Below are 22,919 nucleotides of genomic sequence, written 5' to 3' on the forward strand. Positions count from 1 at the left end.
AGACATCTGCCGCCGTCACCTTGTTCAGAACTTTCGGGGCATTCAGGGCCAGAAGACCACCGCGAGGGCGATGAGCATGCCGAGGGCCAGCAGGCCGCCGATGGCACCGAAGACCAGAGCCACCTTCGCCGTAGGGGGCCGGAGCTCCTGCCAGCCCAGTTCCTGTGCGGCCGCGCGGATCAGCCTGTGGCCGTCGGCGGAGGAGAACGACGTCCGCTCGCTGCCGTCCAGGGAGCGGCTCCAGGTCCGGTATCGGGCGCGGCCGCGCTCCACCGTGCGGCCGCCGGACTCGCCCCGCGTGCGGACGATGTCCGTCATGGTGAAGGTTTTTTCGCGCGGCTGCAGTTCTACGCGGTAGGTGTGCACCTGTGTGGTGTGCCGGCCCACCTGCGGAACGTTGACCGTCATGTCGAAGCCGCGGCCAGTCCGCCGCAGGCGGTACGACGTGCCCTCCGTGGCGGCCTGGACGCGGGCGTACAGCGTTTCGCTCATCAGCAGACCGGCAGTCCGGGCAGCGGCTTGTCGTTGTCGCCGCCCTTCAAGTAGACGTCGCTGACGAAGACGTTCGTGTTGCCGCTGTCGTCGTCCGTCTTGGCCCACCAGACGTTCGTCCACTGGCCGGACGTCTCGCGGCGGCCCAGGTTCTGCTGGCAGTAGAAATAGTTGGTGCCCGCGTTCAGCGTGCCGACCCGGGCACCGCCCGCGGTGTACGAGTTCGCCGTGCGCCACACGTCGCAGTTGTACTTGCCGCCGCCCGCCGGGTGACAGACCGGATCCGGCGCGGAGCCGCCCTCGGTGGGCTTGGTGGCGTCGGGGCGGGACGGGGTCTTGCCGTCGTCCTTGCTCTTGTCGGTGTCCCGGTCGGACGCGTCCTTGTCGTCCTTGTCGTCCTTGCCGGTGGCGTCCCTCTTGTCGCCGTCCTTCGCGTCGTCGGACGGCTTCGTGCGCGGCTCGCGGGGCTTCTCGTCGCCCTGCCCCGACGGCTTGGGCCGCTCCGACTCGCCGCCGAGGGGGCCGCGGCTGCCGTCGTCGTCGTTGGACGCCGCGCCTGCGGGTGACGTGCCTTCCCGGGCCTGGTCGCTCTTGTCCTCCTTGCCGTTGAGGACGGCCACCGTGGCTCCGGTCGCCGCCAGGACGACGGCGACGGCAGCGGCGGCGAGGAGTGCGCGTCCGCGGCGCGGGCGGCGCTGCGTCGACCGCATCTCGGCACGGGTCTCCGCGCGGTTCGGCGACGCGGGGCCGGGCGCCATGGGGGGCGCCTGCGTCACCGCCGGTGGCGGGCCGAAGCCCGGGGGCGGTGCGGCCGGGATGCTGCGCTCCGTCGGCCCGTAGGGCGCCTGCCGGGCCGGGACCGCGCTGTCGGGCGCGGCGGCCGCCACGCCCGCGAGCAGCAGCCGTGCCGCGTCCGCGTCGGGGCGTGCCTGCGGGTCCTTGTCCATGAGCTGGCGCAGTACGGGGGTCAGTGGTCCCGAACGCCGCGGCTCGGGCAGCGGGTCGACGACGATCGCGGTGAGCGTCGACCACGTCGACGTACGGCGGAAGGGCGACGAGCCCTCCACGGCGGCGTACAGCGTGGCGCCGAGGGCCCAGACGTCGGAGGCGGGGCCCGGGTCGTGTCCCTGGGCGCGCTCGGGCGCCAGGTAGTCGAGCGAGCCGACCAGTTCGCCGCTGCGGGTGAGGTGGGTGGCCGAGCCGTCGTTCGGGTCCTCCATCGTGGCGATGCCGAAGTCGGTGAGGACGACGCGTCCGCCGGTCTCCAGGAGGATGTTGCCGGGCTTCACGTCGCGGTGCAGGACACCGACGCGGTGGGCGGCGGCGAGCGCGTCCATGACCTTGGCGCCGATGTCGGCGGCTTCGCGGGGGTCGAGGGCGCCGCGGTCGCGCAACACGTCGTCCAGGGAGGGGCCGTCGACGAGCTCCATGACGATGAGGGGCCGTCCGTCGACCTCCGTCACGTCGTGCACGGCGACGACTCCGGGGTGGCGCACGCGGGCGGCGGCGCGTGCCTCGCGCTGCATGCGCAGGCGCAGGTCGGCCAGTTCGGGGCCTGCCGCGTCCGTATACGTACGGAGTTCCTTGACGGCGACCTCGCGATGCAGCACCTCGTCGACGGCGCGCCACACGACGCCCATGCCGCCCCTGCCGAGCTGTGCCACGACGCGGTAGCGCCCGGCGAGGAGTCTGCCCGCCTCGCCCGTCTGTTCCTGATCCCCCGAAAACACCGCTGCCCCGTTCCTGTCAAGCCACTTTCCGTGGCGTACAGACTACGGGGCAGCAGTGACCGTCAGTGGCTGCTGTTACCGACCTGGCACGCTGCTACTTGCCGGACTTCGTGAGGTCGCCGCGGCGCGGGCCCGCGAAGCCCTGGAGGCGGGCCAGGGTGAGGCCGGTGAGGCGGGTGACCTCGCCGGCGTCGAGGGCGCCGCAGTCCAGGCCGCGCAGCAGGTATCCGGCGAGGGCCTTGGCGGTGGCGGGCTCGTCGGCGACGTCGCCGCCCTCGTGGTGGCCCGCGTAGGCGGCGAGGCGGGCGGCGGCGGCCTCGAAGCCCTCGCGGTAGAACGCGAACACGGCGGCGTAGCGCGTCGGGATGTGGCCGGGGTGCATGTCCCAGCCCTGGTAGTAGGCGCGGGCCAGGGCGCGCCGGGTGAGGCCGTAGTGGAGCCGCCAGGCGTCGTGGACCTTCGCGGTGGAGCCGACGGGCAGGACGTTGGTGGAGCCGTCGGACACGCGTACTCCGGTGCCGGCGGCGGCGACCTGCATGACGGCCTTGGCGTGGTCGGCGGCCGGGTGGTCGCTGGCCTGGTAGGCGGCGCTCACGTGGAGGCAGGCGCTGTAGTCGAAGGTGCCGTAGTGCAGGCCGGTGGCGCGGCCCTCGGCGGCCTGGATCATGCGGGCCACGGCGGCGGTGCCGTCGGTGGCGAGGATGGACTGGCTGGTCTCGATCTGGATCTCGAAGCCGATGCGGCCGCGCTCGATGCCGCGGGCCTTCTCGAACTCCTCCAGGAGCCGCACCATCGCGGTGACCTGCTCGGGGTACGTCACCTTGGGCAGGGTCAGGACGAGTCCGTCGGGGAGGCCGCCCGCCTCCATGAGGCCGGACAGGAAGATGTCGAGGGTGCGGATGCCGCGGGCGCGCACCGCCTCTTCCATGCACTTCATGCGGATGCCCATGTAGGGGGCCGCGGTGCCGTTCTTGTAGGCCTCGGCGACGAGGCGGGCCGCGCGGGCGGCGTCCTGGTCCTCGTCGGCTCCCTTGTAGCCGTCCTCGAAGTCGATGCGCAGGTCTTCAATGGGCTCGCGCTCCAGTTTGGTGCGCACGCGCGTGTAGACGGCTTCGGCGAGGTCGTCGCTCAGGCCGAGGACGGCGGCGAAGGAGGCGGCGTCCGGTGCGTGCTCGTCGAGCATCGCCAGGGCCTTGTCGCCCCAGGTGCGGATCGAGTCGGCGTCGAACTGCTCCCCGGGGACGTACACGGTGTGGACGGGCTGGCGGGTGCCTGGGTCTCCGGGATAGCGGCGCTCGAGCTCCGCGTCCACCGGGGCGAGGGAAGCGCTGATGCCGTCGCTGACCGCGCCGGCGAGGCTCGTCGCCACCTTCTCTTGCTGACCCATTCCTGCATCCTCCACACGCTCGGTGCCGCGCCCGACATTTCCGCTTCACGGAATCAACAATCCGTATAGCGAAGTTATCTGTGACCTTCGTGCTGGTCAACACCCTCCCGTGTCGTGGACCCGCCGCCGACGCGCCGCTGTCTCAGATCCTGCTTCCGCACCCGCAGGCGCGCACCCCATCCTGGCCGCGCGCCCCGAACCGAAGGAGACCGTGTGCCGACCGATCCCGTGCAGCGCCCGGGTCGCCGCCTGGAGGTCATGTCGTTCAACCTCCGCTACGCGAGCACCACGCCGCCGAACACCTGGGCCGACCGCCGCCCGGTCACCCGTGAGCTCCTGCGCCGCGCCAGGCCGCACATCATCGGCACCCAGGAAGGCCTCTACCAGCAGGTGCGGGACATCGCGGCGGATCTCGGGCCGCACTACGCCTGGATCGGCACCGGCCGCGCGGGCGGCAGCCGCAACGAGTTCATGACCGTCTTCCACGACACCCGCAGGCTCGCCCCGGTCGAGTACGACCACTACTGGCTGTCGGACACCCCGGAGGTGATCGGCTCCAACACCTGGGGCGGCGGCTCCATCCGGATGGTCACCTGGGTCCGCTTCCACGACCTGCGCACCGACGACGAGCTGTACGTGCTCAACACGCACCTCGACAACGCGTCGCAGTACGCACGCGCGCGTGCCGCGCAGCTGATCGTCGACCGCCTCTCCCGCCTGGACCGGTCCCTGCCGCTGCTCGTGACGGGCGACTTCAATGTGGCCGCGCACAAGAACCCGGTGTACGACACGCTGCTCGGCGCCGGTCTCGTCGACAGCTGGGACGCGGCCGACCGGCGGAGCAAGGCGTACGCCACGTTCCACGGGTACAAGCCCCTCACCCCCGACGGCGACCGCATCGACTGGATCCTCGCGACACCGGGGGTGCGGGTCCATGAGGCGGCGATCAACACGTTCTCGCCGGGCGGGCAGTTCCCGAGCGACCATCTGCCGGTGCAGGCGAGCCTGACGCTGTGACGCGCGAGGCCCCCGCGCCGCGTGGTGCGGTGCGAGGGCCTCGTCGGGTCGCTGAGCTCAGCCCTTGCGGGACTTGACCTCTTCGGTGAGCGCCGGGACGACGTCGAAGAGGTCGCCGACCACTCCGTAGTCGACCAGGTCGAAGATCGGGGCCTCGGCGTCCTTGTTGATGGCCACGATGGTCTTCGAGGTCTGCATGCCGGCGCGGTGCTGGATCGCGCCGGAGATGCCGGACGCGATGTACAGCTGCGGGGAGACCGACTTGCCGGTCTGGCCGACCTGGTTGGAGTGCGGGTACCAGCCGGCGTCGACCGCGGCACGCGAGGCGCCCACGGCGGCGCCGAGCGAGTCGGCGAGGGCCTCGATGATCGAGAAGTTCTCGGCGCCGTTGACGCCGCGGCCGCCGGAGACCACGATCGCGGCCTCGGTCAGGTCGGGGCGGCCCGTCGACTCGCGCGGGGTGCGCGAGACGACCTTGGTGCCGGTGGCCTTCTCGGAGAAGGAGACGGTGAGGGCCTCGACGGTGCCCGCGGCCGGGGCGGCCTCCACGGCGGCCGAGTTCGGCTTGACCGTGATGACCGGGGTGCCGTTGGAGACACGGGACTTGGTGGTGTACGAGGCGGCGAACGCGGACTGCGTGGCCACCGGGCCCTCGTCGCCGGCCTCGAGGTCGACGGCGTCCGTGATGATGCCGGACTTGATGCGGACCGCGAGGCGGGCCGCGATCTCCTTGCCCTCGGCGGAGGACGGGACGAGCACGGCGGCCGGGGAGACGGCCTCGTACGCGGCCTGGAGCGCGTCCACCTTCGGTACGACGAGGTAGTCGGCGAACTCGGGGGCGTCGGCCGTGAGGACCTTCACCGCGCCGTGCTCGGCGAGTGTGGCGGCGGTGGCCTCGGCTCCGGCGCCGAGGGCGACGGCGACGGGCTCGCCGACGCGGCGGGCCAGGGTCAGCAGCTCGAGGGTGGGCTTGCGGACGGCGCCGTCCACGTGGTCGACGTAGACGAGAACTTCAGCCATGGGACTTCAATCTCCTGCGATTACGAAGAAGTTGGGGCGGTTGAGGGGGCGACTGAAGCTCAGATGAACTTCTGGCCGGCGAGGAACTCAGCCAGCTGCTTGCCGCCCTCGCCCTCGTCCTTGACGATCGTGCCGGCCGTGCGGGCCGGACGCTCGGCGGCGGAGTCGACCTTGGTCCAGGCACCCTCGAGGCCGACCTCTTCGGCGTCGATGTCCAGGTCGTCCAGGTCGAGCGACTCCACCGGCTTCTTCTTGGCGGCCATGATGCCCTTGAAGGACGGGTAGCGGGCCTCGCCCGACTGGTCCGTCACGGACACGACGGCCGGCAGGGACGCCTCCAGCTGCTCGCTGGCGGTGTCGCCGTCACGGCGGCCCTTCACGACGCCGTCCGCGACGGAGACCTCGGAGAGCAGCGTGACCTGCGGGACGCCGAGGCGCTCCGCGAGGATCGCAGGCAGCACGCCCATGGTGCCGTCGGTCGAGGCCATGCCGGCGATGACCAGGTCGTAACCGGTCTTCTCGATGGCCTTGGCGAGCACCAGCGAGGTGCCCATCACGTCGGTGCCGTGCAGGTCGTCGTCCTCGACGTGGACGGCCTTGTCGGCGCCCATGGAGAGCGCCTTGCGCAGCGCGTCCTTGGCGTCCTCGGGGCCGACGGTCAGCACGGTGATCTCCGCGTCGTCCGCCTCGTCGGCGATCTGCAGCGCCTGCTCGACCGCGTACTCGTCGAGCTCCGACAGCAGGCCGTCGACGTCGTCGCGGTCGACGGTCAGGTCATCGGCGAAGTGCCGGTCGCCGGTGGCGTCGGGCACGTACTTCACACAGACAACGATCCTCAAGCTCACGCCGGCTCTCCTACTGCATCGTCTTTACTGGGCTGCTGCCTTGGCTTATGGCTACTGCCTTCTTGCAGGCAGCATAGGCGCCTGAAGCGGCGGATCCCGGTCGGGGCGGCCCGCGCTCCTCCCGAAATATTACTCATGAGTACACCCAGTTCATTCCCCCTGAGCAAGCGCTTTGAACTGTGACCTTCCCAACGCTCCGTAATCGGGCGGCGGGCCCTCCCGACGGGAACTTTCAGTCACGCAACGCGTTGAAGCGCCCGTGGTGGTACAGGAGCGGGCGGCCCTCTTCCGTGCCGTCGCCGACGACCGCCTGCGCGAGCACGATGCGGTGGTCGCCCGCGGGCACGCGGGCCACGATCCGGCAGACCAGCCAGGCGAGCGCGCCGTCGAGGACGGGAACGCCCTCGGGTCCCTCGCGCCAGCTCGTGGGCGGGCCGAAGCGGTCGGCTCCGCTGCGGGCGAACGTGGCGGCGAGGTCCCGCTGGTGCTCGCCGAGTATGTGGACGCCGACATGGTCGGCCTCGGAGACCGCGGGCCAGCAGGAGGAGCCGGTGCCGATGCCGAACGAGAGCATCGGGGGCTCGGCGGAGACCGAGGCGAGCGAGGTGGCGGTGAAGCCGACGGGCCGGGAGCCGTGCGCGGCGGTGATCACGGCGACCCCCGCGGCGTGCTGCCGGAAGACCGAGCGCAGCAGATCGGGGGTGGCGAGCCGGGGCGTGCTGAGGGCAGGCGATGCCGTCATGGAGTTGTCCTTCTGCCGGGGATTGCCGGAGGTGCGAGCGGAGGCGTCGTTGCTCAGCACTGCGGACAGCGGGCGCTGGCGTGGCGGCCGAGGTCCACGTGGACGCGCTCGTACAGAAGGAGGTCCCGGGGCATGCAAGCAGGCTCGCGATAGATGCCGGGTGCAGTCAAGCCTGTTTCGGAATATGAAAGATGGATCACTGCCGCGGGGGCGTCCCGCCCGCCGTGACCTGCGGGTCGGCGCGTCATACGGCCTCGCCGAGCGCGGCGATCACGTCGGCCTTGCGGGGCTGCCCGACGGCCCGGCGGACCACGTGTCCGGCCGCGTCGAGGACCAGCACGGTGGGGGTCTTGAGGACGCCGAGTTCCCGTACGAGACCGAGCCGCTCCTCGGCGTCGATCTCCACGTGCGTCACGCCGGGCACCATGGTGGCCACGTCCGCGAGCACTCTGCGCGTCGCGCGACAGGGCTGGCAGAAGGCGCTGGAGAACTGTACGAGCGTCGCCCGCTCCCCCAGCCGCTCCCCGATGTCCGCCGCGCCGAGCCGCCGCCCGGCCTCCTGTCCCCGCACGTGCGCCTCCACCCTGTCATTCCTGCACCAATGCGCTCCGCAGTACAGCGTTCATGCGCCCCAAATGATTCCGACGTGACGAGAATCTCCCGTATGGGCGGCACCAAGGCTGGTCAGCCGTCCGTTGATGGGGCACGATCTGCGCAACGCCGAAAAACCTACGGCTGCGTAACTTGATGCCGGGACCCCCCTCCCCAGGCAGAAAACGAAGGGCCCTCCCCACCCATGGCAGAGCTTGTCTACCGTCCCGTCATCGGTGCCGCGAAAACACTGTTCAAGGCATGGGACCTCAAGATCGACTGCAAGGGGTCGGAGAACATCCCACGCTCCGGCGGCGCGGTCCTGGTGAGCAATCACATCAGCTATCTCGACTTCATCTTCGACGGTCTCGCCGCGCTGCCGCAGAAGCGCCTGGTGCGGTTCATGGCCAAGGAGTCGGTGTTCCGGCACAAGATCTCCGGGCCGCTGATGCGCGGAATGAAGCACATCCCCGTCGACCGCGAGCAGGGCGAGACCGCGTACGCGCACGCGCTGGACTCGCTGCGCTCCGGGGAAATCATCGGTGTCTTCCCCGAGGCGACGATCTCGCAGTCGTTCACCCTCAAGCAGTTCAAGTCGGGCGCCGCGCGACTGGCCCAGGAAGCCGGCGTGCCGCTGATCCCGATGGCGCTGTGGGGCACGCAGCGGCTCTGGACCAAGGGGCACCCGCGCAACTTCAAGCGCAGCCACATCCCGATCACGATCCGCGTCGGCGAGCCGGTGGAGGCGCCGAAGGACCAGTACGCGGGCGCGATCACCCGGCGGCTGCGCGAGGCCTGCCAGGAGCTCCTGGAGGCCGCGCAGCGCGCCTATCCCGTACGCCCCAAGGGGCCGGACGACACGTGGTGGATGCCCGCGCACCTCGGCGGCACGGCGCCGACCCCCGCGGAGGTCAAGGCGGCCGAGGCGGGCTGACCGCCCCGTTTCTTCGCTCGCGCCCCTCAGCGGACGGTGATGTCCGCGCCCGGGCTGAACTTCTCCAGGAGCTCGGCCAGTTCCGCGCCCGCCGCGTCGAGGCCCGCGTCCGGGCCCATGCCCTCCAGCAGGAAGACCGCGTTCACCGACTCCTCGGTGAGCCGGGTGCGCGGGCCCTGGCGCCAGTTCCAGCGGCGGCACGTGACGCCCTCGTCGTCGCACCAGACGACTTCACCCGCGTCGGGGTGCTCGACGACGCCGCCCCCGGCGGCGGTCACGAAGTCCTCGTCGCCGGTGGCCCGCACCAGCCGCATGCCGCCCTTGATCCGGTCCAGGTCCTCGCCGCCGACCGGGATCAGGTGGGCCACGCTGATGGCGTTGTAGAGGTCGACGAGAAGGTTGATGCGCGGCAGGCCGCCGTCCGCGAGGGCGCGCCTGGCGAGCGCCTCGGCGGAGTTGCGGGTGCGCGAGGGCTTGGCGCCGAAGGCCGTGTACGCGGCGCGCCAGGCGGCCATGTGCGGGTCCTCGTGCGGGGCGCGCCCTTCGAGCCGCGCGGCGAGGCGACGGGCCGCGTCGTCGAGGAGGGCCTCCGTGGCGTCGGTGCCGGGTCCGTTGACCAGCCCGCGGGCCTCGATGACGACGTGGGTGAAGTCGGGCGCGAGGGCGCGGACCTCGTCGGAGACGGTCAGGTGGAGGGTCATGGTCCGTCGTGCCTCACAGTTCTGCGGGGTAGGTCTGCCAGAGGTGCAGTCGGTCCCTGGCCTCCTTGAGCGCACGGAGCGCCACGGGACTCGGTTCAGCATAGAGGACTGGATAGTCCACTTCGTTGCACTCCGGATCCACCGGCCAGGCCAGCCGCTCCTCGCCGATCGCGAACTGCGCGTCGACGCCGTCCGGAAGGTTGCCGCGCGGGTCCTGCCGGTGCCAGGCGCCGTCGAGGCGTACGGCGACCAGGCCGTGCAGGGAGTAGCCGCTGGTGTTGTCGTCCCGCAGGCGCTGATAGCAGAACCCCGTGGGGATGTCCTCGGCGCGCAGCAGGGCGGCGAGGGCGTGGGACTTGGCGGTGCAGATGCCGGTGCGTTCGCGCAGGACGTCGGAGGCGCGCCAGGGGACCTCCATGCGGCCCGTGTCCTGCGAGTGCGGGATGGCGTCGCGCACGTACTCGAAGGCGGCGCGTGCGTAGGCGTACGTATCCGCGGATGTTTTTGCGAGATCTGCCGCCACTTCCCGGACCAGGGGATGGTGGTGGTCGACGACCTCGTCCGCGGCCAAGTACGCGGACAGGTCGGGTTTTTCCTGGGTCAGCTGCATGCCACGGGAGCATAGGAATACGCCCGACCGTACGTCAATTACTTTACGGTCGAGCGCATAACTATGCAGCACCCTCGCTGGGTGGGCTCAGCGAGCCATCTCCTCCTTGAGCGCCGCGAGGAACCCGTCGACGTCCTCCTCGCGCGTGTCGAACGCGCACATCCAGCGGACGTCGCCCGCCGCCTCGTCCCAGAAGTAGAAGCGGTACCGCTTCTGCAGACGCTCGCTCACGTCGTGCGGGAGGCGGGCGAAGACCGCGTTGGCCTGCACGGGGTAGAGGATCTCCACGCCGTGCACCGAGCGGACGCCCTCCGCGAGACGCTGTGCCATCTCGTTGGCGTGACGCGCGTTGCGCAGCCACAGGTCCTTGCTGAGCAGCGCCTCCAGCTGCACCGAGACGAAACGCATCTTCGACGCGAGCTGCATCGACATCTTGCGCAGGTGCTTCATGTGCCGGACGGCGTCCTGGTTGATGACCACGACGGCCTCGCCGAACAGCGCGCCGTTCTTCGTGCCGCCGAGCGACAGGATGTCGACGCCGACGGCGTTCGTGAACGTCCGCATGGGCACGTCGAGGGCGGCCGCGGCGTTGGCTATCCGGGAGCCGTCGAGGTGCACCTTCATGCCGAGCTGGTGCGCGTGGTCGCAGATCGCGCGGATCTCGTCGGGCGTGTACAGCGTGCCCAGTTCGGTGTTCTGCGCGATCGAGACGACCTGCGGCATGGCCCGGTGCTCGTCGTCCCAGCCGAACGCCTGCTTGTCGATCAGCTCGGGGGTGAGCTTGCCGTCGGGCGTGGGCACGGTGAGCAGCTTGAGGCCCGCCATGCGCTCGGGCGCGCCGCCCTCGTCCACGTTGATGTGCGCGGACTCGGCGCAGATCACCGCGCCCCAGCGGTCGGCGACCGCCTGGAGCGCGACGACGTTGGCGCCCGTGCCGTTGAACACCGGGAACGCCTCGGCGGTGGGGCCGAAGTGGCCGCGGATCACCTGCTGGAGGTTGGCCGTGTAGTCGTCCTCGCCGTACGCGATCTGGTGGCCGCCGTTGGCGAGCGCGAGGGCCGCCATGACCTCGCGGTGGGCGCCCGCGTAGTTGTCGCTGGCGAAGCCGCGGACGTCCGGGTCGTGGTGGCGGCGGGCGTCGGTCTTCGGCGGGTTCACGGCTTCTCGGTCACGACCGGTCGTGTCGCGTGCGGTCACGGCTTCTCGGTCAGCCACAGACGGTTTCCGTTCACTTCTCCTGCGGGCTTCTCCCAGACGCCGGCGACGGCCTCGGCCAGCTCCTTGACGTCCGTGAAACCCGCGAACTTCGCGTCGGGTCGAGCCTTGCGCATCTCGTCGTGCACCAACGCCTTGACCACCAGGATCGCAGCCGCCGCACGCGGCCCGTCCTCGCCCCCCGCCTTGCGGAAGGCGTCGGCGAGGGCCAGCGTCCAGGCCTCGGCGGCCGCCTTCGACGCGGAGTACGCGGCGTTGCCCGCGGTCGGCTTGGAGGCGCCCGCGGCGCTGATGAGCAGGTAGCGCCCGCGGTCGCTGCGCCGCAGGCCGCCCTCGAAGGCGAGGGAGGTGTGCTGCACGGTGCGGATCAGGAGCTTCTCGAGGAGGTCCCAGTCGGCGAGGTCGGTCTCGGCGAAGTTCTTGCTGCCGCGCCAGCCGCCCACCAGGTGCACCAGGCCGTCGACCCGTCCGAACTCCTTCTCCGTGCGCGCCGCCCACTCCCGGGCGGCGTCCAGGTCGAGGAGGTCGACGGTGTCGCCGATGACGGTGGCCCCGCCGTGCGCGTACCGTGCGGCGTCCACCGCTTCGGCCAGGCGCGCGGCGTCGGCGTCCGACGCCACGACGGTGGCTCCGGCCTCGGCCAGCCTGAGCAGGGTGGCGCGCCCCGCCGGCCCGGCCGCTCCGGCCACGGCGACCACGGCTCCATCGAGTGCGGACATGGTCCTCGCCTCCTCCTGGCGGCCGCTCACGCGGCGACCTTCTCGGCGCCCGAAGTAGCGGTGATCCCCTTGGTGGAGGCGATCACGTGCTTCAGCTTCTTGGAGAGCGCCTCATAGAACATGCTGAGCGGAAACTCGTCGGGAAGCACCTCGTCGACCAGTTTGCGCGGCGGAAGCGAGGTGTCCAGGGCCTCGGGGCCCTTGGCCCAGCGCGATCCGGGGTGCGGGGCGAGGTAGCGGGACACCAGGTCGTACGCGGCGAACCAGTGGACCAGCTTCGGGCGGTCGATGCCCGCACGGTACAGGTCCTCGATCTCGCCGCACAGCTGGTTGGTGATCTCCGGCGCGCGCTCCCAGTCGATCCGGAGCTGGTTGTCGGTCCAGCGGAGCACGTCGTGCTTGTGGAGGTACGCGAAGAGGAGCTGGCCGCCGAGCCCGTCGTAGTTCTTGACGCGGTCACCGGTGACCGGGAAGCGGAACATCCGGTCGAAGAGGACGGCGTACTGCACGTCGCGGGCCTGCGGGACGCCCTCGGCCTCCAGCTTCACGGCCTCCTTGAAGGCGGTGAGGTCGCAGCGCAGCTCCTCCAGGCCGTACATCCAGAACGGCTGCCGCTGCTTGATCATGAAGGGGTCGAACGGCAGGTCGCCGTGGCTGTGGGTGCGGTCGTGGACCATGTCCCACAGGACGAACGCCTGCTGGCAGCGGTCCTGGTCGCCGACCATCTCGCGGATGTCGTCGGGCAGTTCGAGCCCGAGGAGGTCCACGGCGGCCTCGGTGACGCGACGGAAGCGTGCGGCCTCGCGGTCGCAGAAGATGCCGCCCCACGAGAAGCGCTCGGGGGCTTCGCGCACGGCGATGGTCTCGGGGAAGAGGACGGCCGAGTTCGTGTCGTACCCGGCGGTGAAGTCCTCGAAGGTGATGCCGCAGAAGAGCGGATTGTCGTACCGCGTGCGCTCCAGCTCGGCCAGCCAGTCGGGCCAGACCATGCGCAGCACGACCGCCTCGAAGTTGCGGTCGGGGTTGCCGTTCTGCGTGTACATCGGGAAGACGACCAGGTGCTGCAGGCCGTCCTCGCGGTGCGCGGCGGGCTGGAAGGCCAGCAGCGAGTCGAGGAAGTCGGGCACCTGGAAGCCCGTCTCGGCCCAGCGGCGCAGGTCGGCGACGAGCGCGCGGTGGTACGCGGCGTCGTGCGGGACGAGCGGGGAGAGCTCATCGACCGCGGATATCACGCGGTCGACGGTGAGTTCGGCGATGCCCTTGGCCGGGGCGCCGTCCGCCTCGAAGTCGATGGAGCCGTCCGCCGACTGCCAGGGCCGGATGGTCTCCACGGCGTCCTTGAGCACCGGCCACGCGGGGTGGTCCACCACCCGCCCAGCAGCGGAAGGAACCGCACCCTCGATACCCGACTGCACAAGAATTTCCGTCATGTCCCATCCTCCACGGGAGAACCTCGCGTCAGAACACCGTATGCGTGCGAGGTTCTCCGCGACAAGAGGGGCCTCGGGAAATTATCCTGCGCCACCCCCACTTCCGCCGCTGTTTTTCCTGCGGTCTCCTGTCGACTCGATTGCTTCTGCCGCACCGGTCATCGCCCGCACCGCTTCGGGGAGCAGGTCGGGGAAGCCGAGGAATCCGTGGAACATGTGCGGGAAGTGGGCCGCGGTGACGTGCCCGCCGGCCGCCCGCAGACGGGCCGCGTAGGCCAGCCCTTCGTCGCGCAGCGGGTCGCAGCCGGCCGTGACGACGTACGCGGGCGGCAGGCCGTGGAGGTCGGGGGCGCGCAGCGGTGAGGCGTACGGGTGTGCGTCTTGGCCGTCGGCGCCCAAGTACTGCTGCCAGAACCAGCGCAGGTGCGCGGCGGTCAGGAAGTAGCCGTGCGCGTTCTCGCGGTACGAGTCCGTGTCCTGGGCGGCGTCCAGCAGCGGGTAGAACAGCACCTGCAGCGCGACGGCGGGGCCGCCCGCGTCCCTGGCGCGCAGCGCCACGGCGGCGGCGAGCCCGCCCCCGCTGCTGTCCCCCGCGACGACGACGGCGCCCGGATCGCCTCCGAGTGCGGCGCTCTCCCCCGCCGCCCAGCGGAGCGCCGCGTACGCGTCGTCGACGGCCGCGGGGAACCGGTGCTCGGGCGCGAGCCGGTACGCGACGGAGACCACGACGGCTCCGGAACGCGCGGCGAGCGCGCGGGCGGTGGCGTCGTGGGAGTCGAGCCCGCAGAGGGCGTAGCCGCCGCCGTGGAAGAAGACGACGGTGGGGCGGGGCGCCATCGGGTGCCGGTCCGGGTCCGGCGCGTAGACGCGCACGGGAATCTCAGGCGCGCCCGGCGGCCCCGGAACGGTCCGATCCACAACGGCACCGACGGCGGGCGGTGCCTTACGGGAGGCGGGCGCGGCGGCGAGGACACGACGGGCCTCCACCGCGTCGGTGACGGCGCCGCCGAGGTCGGGAAAGGCACGGGCGAGGACGTCGACGAGGGGGCGGGCGAGGGGGTCGAGGCGGTCGGGGGTGGGCCGATGAGGGGTGGGCCGGTCGAGGGCGGGCCGGTGAGGGACGGGCCGGTCGAGGGCGGGCGGGTCAGGGGCGGGCCTATCAGGGGCAGGCCTGTCGGGTTCGGGCCGGTCACGGGCAGGCCGGTCAGGGACGGGCCTATCAGGGGCTGGCCTGTCGGGTTCGGGCCGGTCAGGGACAGGCCTATCAGGGGCAGGCCCGTCGGGTTCGGGCCGGTCACGGGCAGGCCGGTCAGGGACGGGCCTATCAGGGACAGGCCTGTCGTGGACGGGCCGGCCAGGGAAGGGCTTGTCAAGGGCGGGCCTGTCAGGGACGGGCCCGTCGGGGGCGGGCCTGTCAGGGACGGGCCGGTCGGGTTCGGGCCGGTCGGGTTCGGGCCGGTCGGGTTCGGGCCTGTCGCGGGTGGGCCTGTTGGGTTTGGCGTTGCGCATCAGTTCGGGGTCGGCTTCTGGGTGCGGAAGTGGGGGATGACCTTTTCGCCCCACTGGCGCAGCGTCTCCAGGCAGGCCTCCTGGGGGACCGTGCCCATCTGGATGAGGCACATGATCTCGTCGGCTCCCGCGTCGCGCAGGCGTTCCACGTAGGCGATGGCGTCGTCCGCGGTGCCGTAGGCGTGGTCGGCGTTGAACGTGGCGGTCGAGGTGGGGCGTACCGGGATGTTCTGTTCGTGCAGGCGCGCGACGACCTGTTCGGCGGCTCTGCGCATCTCCTCGGCCTCGTCGCCGCCCTCCACGACTGCCTCGTCGGGGAGTCCCGCCCCGCCGTACCAGTGGCCGATGGACTGCGCGAAGAACCGCTGGCCGCGGATGCCGACGCGCCGCGCGGTCTCCCGGTCGTCGAGCACGATCGTCGGGCAGAGCACGGAGAAGTGGTCGTTGACGACGCTCGACACGCAACGGGCGCCGGTGCGGGCGGCGACGGCCGCGTCGTACGCCTGCCGCATTTCGGCGATCGACTCGGGTCCCGCGAACCCCATCACCAGGGCGCCGACACCGAGTTCGGCCGCCTGCGTGAGGGTCTCGGTCCTGCTGCAGGCGAGGAAGAGCGGCGGATGCGGCGTCTGTTTCGGCCGCGGCAGGATCGGGTGCGGGCCGATGTCGAGGAGTTCGCCGTGGTGCTCGAGCTCCTCCTTCTCCCAGGCCTTCCCGATGATCCGGAGCGCTTCCTCGACCTCCTGGGTCGTACGTTCCCTGTCGACTCCGCAGAGCGACGTCTCCTGCTCCGTGCCGCCGCGCCCCGCGCCGAGGTCGAGCCGTCCTCCGGAGAGCAGGTCCAGCATGGCGGCGCGCTCGGCGACCCGGGCCGGGTGGTTGAAGTTGAACGGCATGCAGACCACGCCGTGCCCGATCCTGATGGTGCGCGTGCGGGCGGCGACCCAGGTCAGGAAGATCTCCGGTGCGCTCATGTGCGCGTACCACTTCAAGGAGTGGTGCTCGACCGCCCAGACCCGGTCGAACCCCATCCCCTCGGCGAGCACGGCCTGTTCGACGCTGTCGTGGATGACCTGGTGCTCGCGTTCGACGGTCGGATCGGCGAGCTGTGCCTCGAATATGACGGAGAACTTCACGTGCCCTCCAGAGAGCGAGTCGCGTATGACGGTTAGTCATATGACTAACCGTCAGTTCGCGAAGTCGCAAGGGTTACAGCCCACTCAGCCGCCGAAAGCTCCGCCCGCCGTGAAGACCTTCGCCGCGAAACGCTCGCCCATCAGGCGGTGCGTCTCGGCGTCCGGGTGGAGGTCGTCGGGGAGGGGGTGTTCCGCGATGTCCGCGGGGCCGTAGAGGTCGCGGCCGTCGAGGTGGTGCAGGTTCGGGTCGTCGGCCGAGCGCTGCTTCACGATCCGGGCCAGTTCGTCGCGGATGATGTTCAGGGTGAGCTTGCCGCTCGCACGCTCAGCGGGGTCACCCATGGCCATGAACCTGAGGCGGCCCTCTCCGAAGTCGCTGAAGTCCGGTGCGCTGGGGCCGGGGGTGTCCTCGTGGATGGGGCACAGGATGGGCGAGACGACCAAGAGCGGCGTCTCCGGGTGGCCCTCCCGGATGGTGTCGAGGAATCCGTGCACCGCGGGCGCGAAGGCGCGAAGCCGCATCAGGTCGGCATTGACCACATTGATGCCGAGCTTGACGCTGATCAAGTCCGCGGGGGTATCGCGCAGGGTGCGGGCGGTGAACGGGTCGAGCAGGGCGCTGCCCGCGAGGCCCAGGTTGATCAGCTCCACACCGCCGCGCGAGGCGGCGAGCGCGGGCCAGATCGTGGTGGGGCTCGCGGCGTCGGAGCCGTGGCTGATCGAGCTGCCGTGGTGCAGCCAGACCTTGCGGCCGGTGTCGCGCGCGGGTTCCACCGGGGCGTCGGTGCGCAGCGCGAGGAGTTCGGTGGTCTCGTTGTGCGGCAGCCAGATCTCGATGTCCTTCATGCCGTCGGGCAGTCCGGCGAACCGCGCGGTGCCGGGCTCGCCGGTGCTGCGCTCGGCGGTGCCCGCGGTCATGTCGATGGTCAGGACGTGGCCTGCCTCGACGGTCGTCGCGCCGGCCGGGCGGCCGTCGACGAGCAGGTCGTAGACACCGTCCGGGCGGGGCGGTGCGCCCACGTACGACCGCTTGGTGGGCAGCGTGTCGAGTTCGATCGCGGTGGCGCGGGTGCGGAACGCCAGGCGTACGCCGGACGGCTGGGACTCGGCCATGGCGAGCTGTCCGTCGGTGTTTTGGGCACGGGCCCGGGCAGGGAGCCGGTGCGGCAGTACGCCGTGCTGGGTGCGCTCCACGTCGAGGGCGCCGCGCAGCAGCTCCGCGGTGACGGGCGTGGTGGTCCAGGAGGGGTCGGCGTGATGGGTGGAGTGGATGTCGTCCGTGTGCATTGCCTCAACCTGTTTCAAGCTGTTGATCAAGTGTGTGGATCAGACGGCCGGTTCGGGCCAGTTGCGCAACAGGGCGTCAAGAGCGTCGATGACGCGCGTCCATGTCTCGTCGGAGTCGGGTGCGCTGTGGCTGAACCCGCCGCCGAGCTCCAGGCTCACGTAGCCGTGGAAGACGCTGCCGAGGAGGCGGACCGCGTGCGTCTGGTCCGGTTCCGTCAGCTCGTACCCGCGCAGGATCGCCCGCGTCATCTCCGCGTGCCGGCCGCCCGCGCTGACTGCGGCGGCTTCGGGGGTGAGCCGGAGCTGGGCGGCGGCGTACCGGCCCGGGTGCTCGCGGGCGTAGTCGCGGTAGACGTTCGCCAGCGCCGCCAGCGCGTCCTTGCCCGCCCGTCCGGCCAGCGCGTCGGCGCCGCGGTCGGCGAGTTCCGCGAGCGCGAGCAGGGCGATGCCGGTCTTGAGGTCCTGGGAGTTCTTCACGTGCGAGTACAGACTCGCGACCTTGACGTCGAAGCGCCGCGCGAGCGCGGAGACGGTCACCCGGTCGAAGCCGACCTCGTCGGCCAGTTCGGCCCCTGCCCGGACCAGACGCTCCGTGGTCAGCCCTACGCGCACCATGACGCATCCCTTCCTCGGCCTCTGCCCATCCCTCTACCGGCTTAACCGATTATGGAACTACCTAAAGGCTTTAGGCAAACCGGCCTCGAAGTTAGGCGGCGCACCCGATCCGTTTCTCGAACCAGTGATGCGCGTACGGCTCGTCGTTGAACGCGGGTACTTCCTCGAAGCCGCAGGAGTGGTAGAGGCCGATGGCCGCGTCGAGCGCCTTGTTGGTGTCGAGGCGCAGGACGGTGCGACCTTCCCCGGCCGCCAGTCCCTCCAGCTCCGCGAGGAAGCGGCGGCCGAGACCGAGGCCGCGCGCCGCGGGCGCCACCCACATGCGCTTGATCTCGGCCGGGGCGCCGGCCGGCAGCTTGAGCCCGGCGCAGCCCACGGGCTCGCCGTGCGCCCTGGCCACCAGGAACAGGCCGTGCGGCGGCCGCAGCCCACCCGCGTCCGGCAGCAGGCTCTGCGCGGGGTCGAAGCCGGTGTCGAATCGCTCCTGGAGTTCGGTGAAGTACGAGCGCAGGCAGTACTCGGCGTCCGGGTGGCCGGGGTCGACGGCGTCCAGGGTGACCGTCGAGGCGGTGAGCAGCCGGTCCACTTCCGCCATGGCGGCGACGAGCCGGGCCCGCTGCGCGGTGTTCAGCGGCTCCAGGAGGGAGCCGGCGAGCTCGTCGCTGCGCTCGTCGAGGAGGGCGCGTTCGACGCGGCCCGCTTCGGTCAGCCGTACCGTGCGGACCCTGCGGTCGCGGGGGTGCGGCTCCACGGCCACCAGGCCGTCGGACTCCAGGGCGCGCAGCAGGCGGCTCACGTAGCCGGAGTCGAGCCCGAGACGTTCGCGCAGCCTGCGCACGTCCTGTTGTTCCCGCTCCCCGATCTCCCAGAGCAGCCGGGCCTCGCCGATGGGGCGGTCGCGGCCCAGATAGCTGTCGTGCAGCACGCCCACGCGTTCGGTGACGGTGCGATTGAAGCGCCGTACTTGACTGACGTGTTCGATCCGTTCGGCGTCCATCCTCTGACCTTAGTCAGAGAATGGACGCCGACGTCAGACCTTCTGGTCAGATGACGGTGATGTGGCCGGGTGCGGGCAGGCGCGGGGCCGTCGCCGGCTCGTGGATGTCCGCGAGGGCCATGAAGAGCAGCGCGACGGCCAGGGCGCCCGGGTCCGGCACGCCGAGCGCGTGGTCGCCGACGTAGCTGGCGCGGCCGCGGCGGGGGCGCAGCGACGCGGTGGCGAGGGCGCCGCGGATCGCGGCCTGCGCGGCCTCGGTCAGCGGTGCCTCGGGGGCGTCCGCGTCCCGGGCCGCGGCCAGGGACTCGGCGGCGGGCGCGAGGGCGTCGACCAGCGTGCAGTCGCCGGGGACCGCGCCGCCCACCCGGTGGATGGCGGCGTGGCCGGCTTCGGCGGCCTCCGCGAGCGCGGCCGCCGTCGGGGCACCGCCGTCCGCCGGGGAGGCGGCGGCCAGGTGCTGGAAGAGGAGGCCGAACAGGGGGCCGCTGGTGCCTCCGACGTCGTTGAGGAAGGCGTCGGCGAGCGCAGCCGTGCCGTCCATGCCGGTCTCGTCCGCCAGCTTCACCGCGCGGCGGACGCCTCCGGCGAGGTTGTCGCCGAAGTCTCCGTCGCCGACGAGCTGGTCGAGCTTGGTGAGGTTGTCGCGGACCTGCGTGACGGTGAGGGCGTAGCGGTCGAGGAGGGCGCGGTCGCCGGTTTCGCGCGGCGCGGCCGCGGGGGTGTTCGCGGGCGTCCGCACGGGCGACTCGGGGTTCTCGCCGCCGACGGCACCCTCGATGGGGCGCGGCAGGACGAGCGGGGTGCGGGTGGGGGTGGTCCACAGCTCGGCCCAGCCGTCTTCGAGCCGGGTGAGGGTGAGGGAGAACCCGGCCATGTCCAGGGCGGCGGTGAAGGTGCCGGGGACGACGAGGACGGGGCGGAGGCCGCGGGCGGTGAGCTCGTCGTTCAGGAGCACCGCGATGGCGTTGAGCTCCAGCTCGGTGGTGGCGCCGAGACCGTTGACGAGGGCGAGCACGTCGTCGGGCCCGTCGGGCAGCGCGTCCAGGAGGTCGTCGGTCATGCGCCGGACGAGGTCGTAGGTCGCGGGCCGCGCGATGGTGCGGATGCCGCGCTCGCCGTGGATGCCGACGCCGTAGTCGAGGGTGCCCTCGTCCAGCTCGAACGCCGGGTTCACCGTGGTGGGCGAGGTCTGGGCGCGGGCGGCGACGGCGATGCTGCGGGAGCGGGCGACGACGCGCCGTCCGAGGTCGGCGAGCTCCTCCAGCGTGGCGCCCCGGTCGGCGGCGGCGCCGAGGAGCTTCTCGACGACGACCGTCGCGGCGGTGCCCCGGCGGCCTGTCGCGCTGTCGGCGCTGTCGGTGGCCAGGTCGTCGTCGACCAGGACGGTGGCGACGGGGATGCCGTCGTGCCGCAGGCGCTCGGCCGCGATCTGGAAGTTGATCACGTCACCGGTGTAGTTCTTGACGATGTGCAGGACCCCGCCGCTCTTCGCGGCCGCCGCGCTCGCCTCGTAAATCTGCCGGTTGTGCGGGGAGGCGAAGATCTCGCCGGGGCAGACGGCGTCCAGGCCGCCCCGCCCCAGGAGCCCGGTGTGCAGCGGTTCGTGGCCGGAGCCGCCGCCGGAGACGAGGGCGACCGTGCGGGCCGGGTCGGCGTCGCGGGCCCGCAGGTAGAGCGGGCTGTCGTTCACCTCGATCAAGCCGGGGTGCGCCAGGGCCAGCCCTCGGGCGGCGGTCAGCACGGCATCGATCTCCGGCAGGAAGTGGCTCATCGTTGAACTCTCCAAGGGTGTGCTCGTGGCCGAGGGTGTCCTCGAGTCCGAGGGTGTCCTCGCGGCGTACGCGCCGCACCCGGAACTCCGGAGTTCCGGACCGGACCGGGCGGCGACGCGCCCACCCTGCCTCCGCACCCCGCGCCAAGGTCGGCACGCCCCGATACCGGCACGCTCGCGTTCCGGTCCCGGCCGGCATGTGCGAGGCTGACACCGTGCACCGGCCCGGGCCGAGATCGGCGAAGGGCGCGCGGCACCCCCGTACGACAGCTTCATCTTTGCGAGGTCTTTACAGTTGGTGGACGCGCGACGCGAGGACCTCGGGCGGATGCTGCGTGCGTGGCGGATGGCGCGGGACCCGGCCCTCCTCCCCGACCCCGTACCCTTCCGCGGCCACCGCTCCTACCTCACCCAGCTCGACATGGCCCTGCTGCTCGGGGTCTCCGAACGTTGGTACCGCGCCCTGGAGCGGGGCGAGGACCGCAAGTACGCCCGCGAGATGATCGACGGTGTCGTACGGATCCTGGACCTCTCCCCCGGCCAGGCGACCGCCCTCCACCGCGGCACCGGCCACCAGCCGCCCCGCTACCGGGCCGGGAGCGCGCGGCCCGACGACGCGATGCTCGATCTGCTGCACCAGCAGCGCCGGGTGAGCTGGATCTGCGACCAGGCCTGGGACGTGCTCGCCGTCAACGCCGTGGCGGCGCGCCACTGCCCCTGGCTCGCCCGCCCGGACGCGAACGTCATGACGTGGGCGTTCTCCGCGGAGGCCCGGTACCAGCTGCACGACTGGGACGCCAGGTGGGCGGGCCCGCTGCTCGGCCGGCTGCGCCTCGCCTGGCAGCGCTGGCCGGACAACGAACGCCTGGACGACGTGGTGCGGACCGTGCGGCGCGAGCCGGGCGTCGCCGAGCTGTGGGAGCGTACGGCGGACGTCCGGGCGCCCCACGACGACGCGGCGCTCCCCATGTACTTCCCGCTGGTGGCGCCCGACCCGGTCGACGTGCGCGTCGCGGCGTACGGACGCTTCGGCGACACGGCGCTGCGCTGGCTGGTCCTCACCCCGGTCGACCCGGCGGTCACGTTTCCCTGAGGACGGACGGCCCCGGGCCCCCGGAAGCCACGACGTCAGTCGCCCAACGCGTCGAGCCAGTCCGTCAGGATCCCGTTCACCTCGTCGGGGCGTTCCTGCTGGACCCAGTGGCCGCAGCCGTCGAGGATGTGCGAGGAGCGCAGGCCCGGCAGGGTGTCGGGAAACGCCTCGATCGCGGCGGCGAGCCATGTGGTCGAGGCGTCCATGGCGCCCCCGACGAACAGGGACGGCTGCCGGACCGGGGCCCCGGCGAAGCGGGGCGTGAGGTCCTCCCAGTCCCGGTCCATGGCCCGGTAGCGGTTGAGGGCGCCGGTGAGGCCGGTCCGCTCGAACTCCGCGGCGTAGACGTCGAGGTCGCGCTCGTCGAGCCACGCGGGCAGCCGCGCGCCCGAAGCCGCCGCCACCGCGGGGAACCCGTCCCGCAGCCGTCCGCCGCGGCGCACGAAGTGCGGGTCCGGCGCGTCGGGACCCGGCATCGTGTCCGCGGAGAGGGCGGCGTAGAAACCGGCGAGCCAGCCGCGCACGTCGGGCTCGATCTCGGCCTCGGCACGGCCGGGCTCCTGGAAGTACGAGACGTAGAACTCCTCGTCCCCGCCCATCCCGGCGAACACCTCGCGGGGCCGCGGACCGCCCGGCGGCGTGTACGGGACGCTCAGCAGCCCGACCGCGCGGAAGACGTCGGGCCTGACGAGGGCGGAGTGCGCGGCGACGGTCGCGCCCCAGTCGTGCCCCACGACCACCGCGGCCTCCTCGCCGAGCGCACGCACCACGGCGACGCCGTCCTCGACGAGGTCGAGCATCCGGTACGCGGCGACGTCCGCGGGGCGCGACGACCGGCCGTAGCCGCGCATGTCGACGGCGACCGCGCGGTATCCGGCCGCGGCCAGGGCGGGCAGCTGGTGGCGCCAGGAGTACCAGGACTCGGGGAAGCCGTGGACGAGCAGGACGAGGGGTCCCTCGCCCTGCTCCACCAGGTGCACGCGGCCCGCGGGCGAGGGGACCAGACGGTGGGTCAGGCCTTCGGTGGACGACGGGAAGGTCTGCGACTGCGTGGACGACATGGGCGCTCCTCTGCTCC

General features: G+C 71.8%; 22 protein-coding genes. 3 read left to right on the top strand and 19 right to left on the bottom strand.

Annotated features, from left to right (window positions below; genetic code table 11):
- Nucleotides 1-42 precede the first annotated feature (42 nt).
- The 3 genes from DEJ49_RS03475 to DEJ49_RS03485 all read right to left on the bottom strand — a co-directional run bounded on the left by DEJ49_RS03475 (nucleotide 43) and on the right by DEJ49_RS03485 (nucleotide 3,609).
- Nucleotides 43-492, bottom strand: coding sequence for a hypothetical protein (locus DEJ49_RS03475; protein WP_150182326.1), 450 nt, complete (start codon nucleotides 490-492; stop codon nucleotides 43-45).
- Complete coding sequence (locus tag DEJ49_RS03480; RefSeq protein WP_150182327.1) at nucleotides 492-2,222, bottom strand: serine/threonine-protein kinase; 1,731 nt, start codon at nucleotides 2,220-2,222, stop codon at nucleotides 492-494. Before DEJ49_RS03480 ends, DEJ49_RS03475 begins: the two co-directional genes overlap by 1 nt.
- Before the next feature lie 94 nt (nucleotides 2,223-2,316).
- Nucleotides 2,317-3,609 carry a DUF6986 family protein gene (locus DEJ49_RS03485; RefSeq protein ID WP_150182328.1) on the bottom strand — a complete coding sequence of 431 codons (1,293 nt, stop codon included), beginning with the start codon at nucleotides 3,607-3,609 and terminating at the stop codon, nucleotides 2,317-2,319.
- 258 nt (nucleotides 3,610-3,867) lie between these two features.
- Here DEJ49_RS03485 and DEJ49_RS03490 point away from each other — a divergent pair, with 258 nt between their 5' ends.
- Complete coding sequence (locus DEJ49_RS03490; RefSeq protein WP_150188025.1) at nucleotides 3,868-4,626, top strand: endonuclease/exonuclease/phosphatase family protein; 759 nt, start codon at nucleotides 3,868-3,870, stop codon at nucleotides 4,624-4,626.
- A gap of 57 nt (nucleotides 4,627-4,683) precedes the next feature.
- Here the strand turns inward: DEJ49_RS03490 and DEJ49_RS03495 are convergent, their stop codons facing one another.
- From DEJ49_RS03495 to DEJ49_RS03510, 4 genes are all read right to left on the bottom strand, one after another.
- Nucleotides 4,684-5,646 (bottom strand): electron transfer flavoprotein subunit alpha/FixB family protein, encoded by a 963-nt coding sequence (locus tag DEJ49_RS03495; RefSeq protein ID WP_150182329.1) that lies wholly within the window; start codon nucleotides 5,644-5,646, stop codon nucleotides 4,684-4,686.
- 59 nt (nucleotides 5,647-5,705) lie between these two features.
- Nucleotides 5,706-6,491, bottom strand: a complete 786-nt coding sequence (locus DEJ49_RS03500) for an electron transfer flavoprotein subunit beta/FixA family protein (protein ID WP_150182330.1) — start codon at nucleotides 6,489-6,491, stop codon at nucleotides 5,706-5,708.
- 232 nt (nucleotides 6,492-6,723) lie between these two features.
- Nucleotides 6,724-7,233 (bottom strand): flavin reductase family protein, encoded by a 510-nt coding sequence (locus DEJ49_RS03505; RefSeq protein WP_150182331.1) that lies wholly within the window; start codon nucleotides 7,231-7,233, stop codon nucleotides 6,724-6,726.
- Between the two features lie 244 nt (nucleotides 7,234-7,477).
- On the bottom strand, nucleotides 7,478-7,852 hold the full coding sequence (locus DEJ49_RS03510; protein ID WP_150182332.1) for a thioredoxin family protein: 375 nt from the start codon (nucleotides 7,850-7,852) through the stop codon (nucleotides 7,478-7,480).
- Between the two features lie 177 nt (nucleotides 7,853-8,029).
- Between DEJ49_RS03510 and DEJ49_RS03515 the strand changes: the two genes are divergently transcribed.
- Nucleotides 8,030-8,758 carry a lysophospholipid acyltransferase family protein gene (locus DEJ49_RS03515; protein ID WP_150182333.1) on the top strand — a complete coding sequence of 243 codons (729 nt, stop codon included), beginning with the start codon at nucleotides 8,030-8,032 and terminating at the stop codon, nucleotides 8,756-8,758.
- A 26-nt stretch (nucleotides 8,759-8,784) separates the two neighbouring features.
- Here the strand turns inward: DEJ49_RS03515 and DEJ49_RS03520 are convergent, their stop codons facing one another.
- The 11 genes from DEJ49_RS03520 to DEJ49_RS03570 form a co-directional block, all read right to left on the bottom strand.
- Entirely contained in the window at nucleotides 8,785-9,459 is a 675-nt protein-coding gene (locus DEJ49_RS03520) for a B3/4 domain-containing protein (protein WP_150182334.1), read from the bottom strand.
- A gap of 13 nt (nucleotides 9,460-9,472) precedes the next feature.
- The gene (locus DEJ49_RS03525; protein WP_150182335.1) at nucleotides 9,473-10,069 is read right to left on the bottom strand and encodes a transglutaminase-like domain-containing protein; all 597 of its coding nucleotides are present in this window, start codon (nucleotides 10,067-10,069) and stop codon (nucleotides 9,473-9,475) included.
- A gap of 87 nt (nucleotides 10,070-10,156) precedes the next feature.
- On the bottom strand, nucleotides 10,157-11,227 hold the full coding sequence (locus DEJ49_RS03530; protein ID WP_150188026.1) for a threonine aldolase family protein: 1,071 nt from the start codon (nucleotides 11,225-11,227) through the stop codon (nucleotides 10,157-10,159).
- A gap of 35 nt (nucleotides 11,228-11,262) precedes the next feature.
- Nucleotides 11,263-12,003 (bottom strand): SDR family NAD(P)-dependent oxidoreductase, encoded by a 741-nt coding sequence (locus DEJ49_RS03535; protein WP_150182336.1) that lies wholly within the window; start codon nucleotides 12,001-12,003, stop codon nucleotides 11,263-11,265.
- 26 nt (nucleotides 12,004-12,029) lie between these two features.
- A complete protein-coding gene (locus tag DEJ49_RS03540) occupies nucleotides 12,030-13,433 on the bottom strand; it encodes a DUF6421 family protein (protein WP_150182337.1) in 1,404 nt (467 codons plus the stop codon).
- Nucleotides 13,434-13,514: 81 nt separating this feature from the next.
- Nucleotides 13,515-14,306, bottom strand: a complete 792-nt coding sequence (locus tag DEJ49_RS36285; protein WP_223832711.1) for an alpha/beta hydrolase — start codon at nucleotides 14,304-14,306, stop codon at nucleotides 13,515-13,517.
- Nucleotides 14,307-14,941: 635 nt separating this feature from the next.
- Nucleotides 14,942-16,078, bottom strand: coding sequence for an LLM class flavin-dependent oxidoreductase (locus DEJ49_RS03550; protein ID WP_150182339.1), 1,137 nt, complete (start codon nucleotides 16,076-16,078; stop codon nucleotides 14,942-14,944).
- Between the two features lie 84 nt (nucleotides 16,079-16,162).
- Nucleotides 16,163-17,365, bottom strand: a complete 1,203-nt coding sequence (locus tag DEJ49_RS03555; RefSeq protein WP_150182340.1) for a GDSL-type esterase/lipase family protein — start codon at nucleotides 17,363-17,365, stop codon at nucleotides 16,163-16,165.
- A 39-nt stretch (nucleotides 17,366-17,404) separates the two neighbouring features.
- Entirely contained in the window at nucleotides 17,405-17,980 is a 576-nt protein-coding gene (locus DEJ49_RS03560) for a TetR/AcrR family transcriptional regulator (protein WP_150182341.1), read from the bottom strand.
- 91 nt (nucleotides 17,981-18,071) lie between these two features.
- Complete coding sequence (locus tag DEJ49_RS03565; RefSeq protein WP_150182342.1) at nucleotides 18,072-18,977, bottom strand: helix-turn-helix domain-containing GNAT family N-acetyltransferase; 906 nt, start codon at nucleotides 18,975-18,977, stop codon at nucleotides 18,072-18,074.
- A 46-nt stretch (nucleotides 18,978-19,023) separates the two neighbouring features.
- The gene (locus DEJ49_RS03570; RefSeq protein WP_150182343.1) at nucleotides 19,024-20,748 is read right to left on the bottom strand and encodes a dihydroxyacetone kinase family protein; all 1,725 of its coding nucleotides are present in this window, start codon (nucleotides 20,746-20,748) and stop codon (nucleotides 19,024-19,026) included.
- Between the two features lie 298 nt (nucleotides 20,749-21,046).
- Between DEJ49_RS03570 and DEJ49_RS03575 the strand changes: the two genes are divergently transcribed.
- A complete protein-coding gene (locus DEJ49_RS03575) occupies nucleotides 21,047-21,841 on the top strand; it encodes a helix-turn-helix domain-containing protein (protein ID WP_150182344.1) in 795 nt (264 codons plus the stop codon).
- Between the two features lie 35 nt (nucleotides 21,842-21,876).
- Here DEJ49_RS03575 and DEJ49_RS03580 read toward each other — a convergent pair whose 3' ends face one another.
- Nucleotides 21,877-22,902: an alpha/beta fold hydrolase gene (locus tag DEJ49_RS03580; protein WP_150182345.1), complete on the bottom strand. Its 1,026-nt coding sequence runs from the start codon at nucleotides 22,900-22,902 to the stop codon at nucleotides 21,877-21,879.
- Nucleotides 22,903-22,919: the final 17 nt, after the last annotated feature.

It is taken from the genome of Streptomyces venezuelae (assembly GCF_008642335.1).
GTDB classification, from domain to species: domain Bacteria; phylum Actinomycetota; class Actinomycetes; order Streptomycetales; family Streptomycetaceae; genus Streptomyces; species Streptomyces venezuelae_F.

Excerpts from the sequence above, each read along its gene's own strand:
- DEJ49_RS03560 (WP_150182341.1), bottom strand. The coding sequence starts at position 17,980 with ATGGTGCGCGTAGGGCTGACCACGGAGCGTCTGGTCCGGGCAGGGGCC.
- DEJ49_RS03485 (WP_150182328.1), bottom strand. The coding sequence starts at position 3,609 with ATGGGTCAGCAAGAGAAGGTGGCGACGAGCCTCGCCGGCGCGGTCAGC.
- DEJ49_RS03490 (WP_150188025.1), top strand. The coding sequence starts at position 3,868 with ATGTCGTTCAACCTCCGCTACGCGAGCACCACGCCGCCGAACACCTGG.
- DEJ49_RS03515 (WP_150182333.1), top strand. The coding sequence starts at position 8,030 with ATGGCAGAGCTTGTCTACCGTCCCGTCATCGGTGCCGCGAAAACACTG.
- DEJ49_RS03520 (WP_150182334.1), bottom strand. The coding sequence starts at position 9,459 with ATGACCCTCCACCTGACCGTCTCCGACGAGGTCCGCGCCCTCGCGCCC.
- DEJ49_RS03580 (WP_150182345.1), bottom strand. The coding sequence starts at position 22,902 with ATGTCGTCCACGCAGTCGCAGACCTTCCCGTCGTCCACCGAAGGCCTG.
- DEJ49_RS03565 (WP_150182342.1), bottom strand. The coding sequence starts at position 18,977 with ATGGACGCCGAACGGATCGAACACGTCAGTCAAGTACGGCGCTTCAAT.
- DEJ49_RS03555 (WP_150182340.1), bottom strand. The coding sequence starts at position 17,365 with ATGCACACGGACGACATCCACTCCACCCATCACGCCGACCCCTCCTGG.
- DEJ49_RS03535 (WP_150182336.1), bottom strand. The coding sequence starts at position 12,003 with ATGTCCGCACTCGATGGAGCCGTGGTCGCCGTGGCCGGAGCGGCCGGG.
- DEJ49_RS03525 (WP_150182335.1), bottom strand. The coding sequence starts at position 10,069 with ATGCAGCTGACCCAGGAAAAACCCGACCTGTCCGCGTACTTGGCCGCG.
- DEJ49_RS03570 (WP_150182343.1), bottom strand. The coding sequence starts at position 20,748 with ATGAGCCACTTCCTGCCGGAGATCGATGCCGTGCTGACCGCCGCCCGA.
- DEJ49_RS03495 (WP_150182329.1), bottom strand. The coding sequence starts at position 5,646 with ATGGCTGAAGTTCTCGTCTACGTCGACCACGTGGACGGCGCCGTCCGC.
- DEJ49_RS03505 (WP_150182331.1), bottom strand. The coding sequence starts at position 7,233 with ATGACGGCATCGCCTGCCCTCAGCACGCCCCGGCTCGCCACCCCCGAT.
- DEJ49_RS03475 (WP_150182326.1), bottom strand. The coding sequence starts at position 492 with ATGAGCGAAACGCTGTACGCCCGCGTCCAGGCCGCCACGGAGGGCACG.
- DEJ49_RS03540 (WP_150182337.1), bottom strand. The coding sequence starts at position 13,433 with ATGACGGAAATTCTTGTGCAGTCGGGTATCGAGGGTGCGGTTCCTTCC.